Consider the following 364-nt stretch of genomic DNA (forward strand, 5'->3'; position numbering starts at 1 on the left):
AGGTTCCGCGCTTTCCGCAAGGATCCGCGCCTTCTCCTCGTCAGTCCAATTCCGCCGCTGCCGCCGGCCGGTAATCACCTCGATCCGACGATACTTTCCCTCATGCCTGGCTTCATCCATGTCTTCAAGCATGGCATCAGCGCGATCTCCAATCATCCCGGTCCGCTCCTATCAATGAAGGAGCTTATCTCGCGGCATCATTCACAAAAGAAAAGGTGGGATGTTCGTCGCGCTCACGAAGAAGCGATAGTTTTCTCGAAGTCTTTGGCCAGTCTGCGACACCTTCCCAGCCATGCAAATGTTCGCTCGACCACCCATCGGCGTGGCAGGGCTTCGAAACCGTTGGCCTGATCGGAGCGCTTGA

The 364-nt window shown here is 56.6% G+C and carries 1 protein-coding gene and 1 pseudogene; both read right to left on the reverse strand.

What is annotated here, in order from left to right; translation table 11 throughout:
• Positions 1-156 (reverse strand): annotated as a pseudogene (locus tag F9K91_RS26535) (IS66-like element accessory protein TnpA); the annotation flags it as partial.
• 77 nt (positions 157-233) lie between these two features.
• Positions 234-364 (reverse strand): transposase (locus F9K91_RS25640; protein WP_151679083.1); only part of this gene is annotated, 131 nt, incomplete at its 5' end.

The organism is Brucella tritici (assembly GCF_008932295.1).
Classification (GTDB): domain Bacteria; phylum Pseudomonadota; class Alphaproteobacteria; order Rhizobiales; family Rhizobiaceae; genus Brucella; species Brucella tritici.